Source organism: Ruegeria sp. BHSB196, from assembly GCF_059613135.1.
On the sequence record NZ_JBXWRY010000073.1, the window covers coordinates 1 to 2,871 of the forward strand.

The window sequence follows — 2,871 nt, forward strand, 5'->3', positions numbered from 1 at the left end:
TTTGAAACTGCTGGGCTCGCGCGGCTTCCGCCCGATCTCGCGCTTTCACATGTTCCATGGCGCCGTGGGCTATCTGATGTCGCCACTCTGGTTTGCGCTGCTGGTGATGTGGGCCTTGATCGGGGAAGGCAAGGACGCCTCGGTCCTGCACTACTTCAGCCCCGACAATCCCCTGTTTCCCGAATGGCCGGAAATGACCGAGGGCCGGCACGTTCTGATCATTCTGGTCATGTACGCCATGCTGCTGGCCCCCAAGCTCCTGGGCCTCGCCGCGCTGCCGCTCAGCGGGGCGCGCTTTGCGGATTTCGGAGGCGGCTGGAGGTTCTCGCTGTCCTTCCTGTCCGAACTCGTGCTGTCGATTCTCTATGCTCCGATCCTGATGGTTCAGCAGATGATCGCGGTGTTCCGGACGGCGCTGGGCCTGCAAAAGGGTTGGTCGCCGCAGGCTCGGAACGGGGGCCGCTACGGCCTGAGAACGCTTCTGATCTGCCATGCGCTCGAGACCGCCAGCGGTCTGGCGCTGGGGATCGGCATCCTGGCCGGTCTGGTGTCGGTCTGGCTTGCGCCGATTGCCATCAGCCTGGCTCTGGCCGTGCCGCTTTCGGCGCTCAGCGGCGTATCGGCGGGCGCGGCGCGGCGTCTGCTGGGGATGCGCGAGGATTTCCGCGAGCCCGCGATCACCCGTACCGCCCGCCGCTATCGCGGCGAACTCAAGGCATTGCTCGAAGGCAAGGCCACCGTGACGCCGGCGGAATGATCAGCCGCCGGGCAGGCCCTCGTACCACTCCACCATGATATCCGCCCAGCCGGCGGGCACCGTGTGTCCGCCCGGAAACAGCACGAATTCCAGCGCGCTGCCTTGCGCGCAGCGGGTCCATTTGCGCCGCAGGAACGGGCCGGTCTCGCCGAAGCTGTCGGGAATGTTGTCGGCGCAACCGTTTGCGGCGCGCCAAATTTCGAGCCCCGCAAAGATGTCGCCCTGCTGAAAAGCCCCGCCGCCCAGAAACCGCCCCTCCAGCGGCACCACGTTGTCGGTCCAGCCATGGGTGTGAAACAACCGCACCGGACCTGCGCAGGCTTCGGGATGCGGCCGCCAGAACCCGCCCGAGACCGGCGCATAGGCGGAAAAGGTCTCTGGTTCGGCGCAGGCCAGATAGTTGACCAGAAATCCACCCGCGGAAAAGCCCGACAGGATCACGCGGGAGGTGTCGATGCCGAACTTGTCGGCCGCGTCCCGCACGACCGAGACCAGGAACCCGGTCTCGTCGCGCCCGTCCCATCCGGGGTAGAAGTTCCAGCTGCGCGGTCGGCCCGGACGGGCCTCGCCCATGGGCGCCATCACCGCATAACCGCGCGCCAGCAGGGGATCGACGAGCGATCTGTTCCGGATGACGTTGTCGGCACTTCCGCCGTGACCGTGGAGAAAGACCACCAGCGGCGGATCGGCTTGCCCGGGAAGCTCGATGTGATAATCGCCCTGCGTGGTTTCGCACAGGCCCGGCTCGGGGCCACAGGCCGCCCGCGCCATCCCCGCCAGGCCCGCAAGCCACAGCGCCAGACCGAAGGCTCGGATCATCCCGTTTCCCCGTCATGCGGCAGAACCGGCAGGCCGGAACGCACCCAACCGGGACCGGCATACGACCCCAGCATTCCTTCCGGCACGTCGATGATTCCGGTAAAGCCGGCCTCGGTCAGTTGGTTGCTCAGCCGGGCCGAGCGCACGCCGCGCGCGCAGATCAACGCGATGGGCCGGCTTTTGTCCTGCCCGGCGATTTCGGCCAGTGCCTCCACGAAATCCGCGCGCCGCATGTCGAGGGGGTGAGCCGCTTCGCCGATTCCGGTCGCACGCCATTCCTGCGGCGTCCGAATGTCGATCAGCAGCAGCTCGCGGGCAACCGCGCGTCGATGCGCGTCGGCAACGCCGATCTGCCCGCCGGCATAGTCCTGCGGGATGAGCCGGTACTCCCGAACGGCCCATGCGGCCGCCAGTGCCGCGCCGCCAAACAGAACCAAGCGGCGCGGTGGTACGCGGTATCGTGTGTCTTCGGTCTGCATCGCCGTCATCCAAGCGGTAACTGCTTGCGGTATTACCACAAGTCCGATCTTGACGCGCCTCCGCATCGCGACATCTTCGTTCAAGATCATGTCAACGGATTTGCCGTCCAGCCCCCACATTCGCGTCCGTCGCGCCATGAAATCCAGGAACCCGCCCGCTGAAACTGGACAGTCCCGCAAAAATCCTTACTGATTTCCACTAATTTGCGCGCAAGATCGGAGACTATCGGTGTCACTCTTTCTCATCGCGGCCCTTCCGTTTCTCGGAGCTGTCTTCCCCGCCCTGCTGATCCGTGCCGGCCGCAACGCCGCGGCGTCGAGCGCGGGACTGACCAGCTTCATCGCGCTGGCCGGGCTGCTGATTCACGCACCGGCGGTGATGAGAGGCGAGGTGATCACGGCCAAGTTCGACTGGATTCCCGGTCTGGGGCTGAACGCGAATTTCATGCTCGACGGGCTGGGCCTGCTGTTCGCGTCGCTGATTCTCGGGATCGGGCTGCTGATCATCCTCTATGCGCGCCATTATCTGTCCCGCGAAGATCCGATGGGGCAGTTCTTTTCCTACCTGCTGCTCTTTCAGGGCGCGATGGTGGGGATCGTTCTGAGCGACAACATCCTGCTGCTCTTGGTGTTCTGGGAACTCACGTCGCTCAGTTCCTTCCTGCTGATCGGGTACTGGAAACACCTGCCCGAGGGGCGTCAGGGCGCCCGCATGGCGCTGGCCGTCACCGGCTCGGGCGGGCTGGCGATGATCGCCGGAATGCTGATCCTGGGCAACATCGCCGGGTCGTATGATCTGAGCGTGATTCTGCAGAA

General features: G+C 65.3%; 3 protein-coding genes and 1 pseudogene. 2 read left to right on the forward strand and 2 right to left on the reverse strand.

Translation table 11 applies throughout. The features are described from left to right. Nucleotides 1-757: pseudogene (locus AC2FNJ_RS19905) on the forward strand (glucans biosynthesis glucosyltransferase MdoH); the annotation flags it as partial. Here AC2FNJ_RS19905 and AC2FNJ_RS19910 read toward each other — a convergent pair. Both AC2FNJ_RS19910 and AC2FNJ_RS19915 read right to left on the reverse strand, forming a co-directional pair. Beyond that, nucleotides 758-1,576 (reverse strand): CE1 family esterase, encoded by an 819-nt coding sequence (locus AC2FNJ_RS19910; RefSeq protein WP_496766769.1) that lies wholly within the window; start codon nucleotides 1,574-1,576, stop codon nucleotides 758-760. After that, a complete protein-coding gene (locus tag AC2FNJ_RS19915; protein WP_496766770.1) occupies nucleotides 1,573-2,055 on the reverse strand; it encodes a rhodanese-like domain-containing protein in 483 nt (160 codons plus the stop codon). The genes AC2FNJ_RS19910 and AC2FNJ_RS19915 overlap by 4 nt, the downstream gene beginning before the upstream one ends. Before the next feature lie 229 nt (nucleotides 2,056-2,284). Here AC2FNJ_RS19915 and AC2FNJ_RS19920 point away from each other — a divergent pair. Beyond that, a partial coding sequence (locus AC2FNJ_RS19920) for a proton-conducting transporter transmembrane domain-containing protein (RefSeq protein WP_496766771.1) occupies nucleotides 2,285-2,871 on the forward strand: 587 nt, incomplete at its 3' end.

Excerpts from the sequence above, each read along its gene's own strand:
- AC2FNJ_RS19915 (WP_496766770.1), bottom strand. The coding sequence starts at position 2,055 with ATGCAGACCGAAGACACACGATACCGCGTACCACCGCGCCGCTTGGTT.
- AC2FNJ_RS19910 (WP_496766769.1), bottom strand. The coding sequence starts at position 1,576 with ATGATCCGAGCCTTCGGTCTGGCGCTGTGGCTTGCGGGCCTGGCGGGG.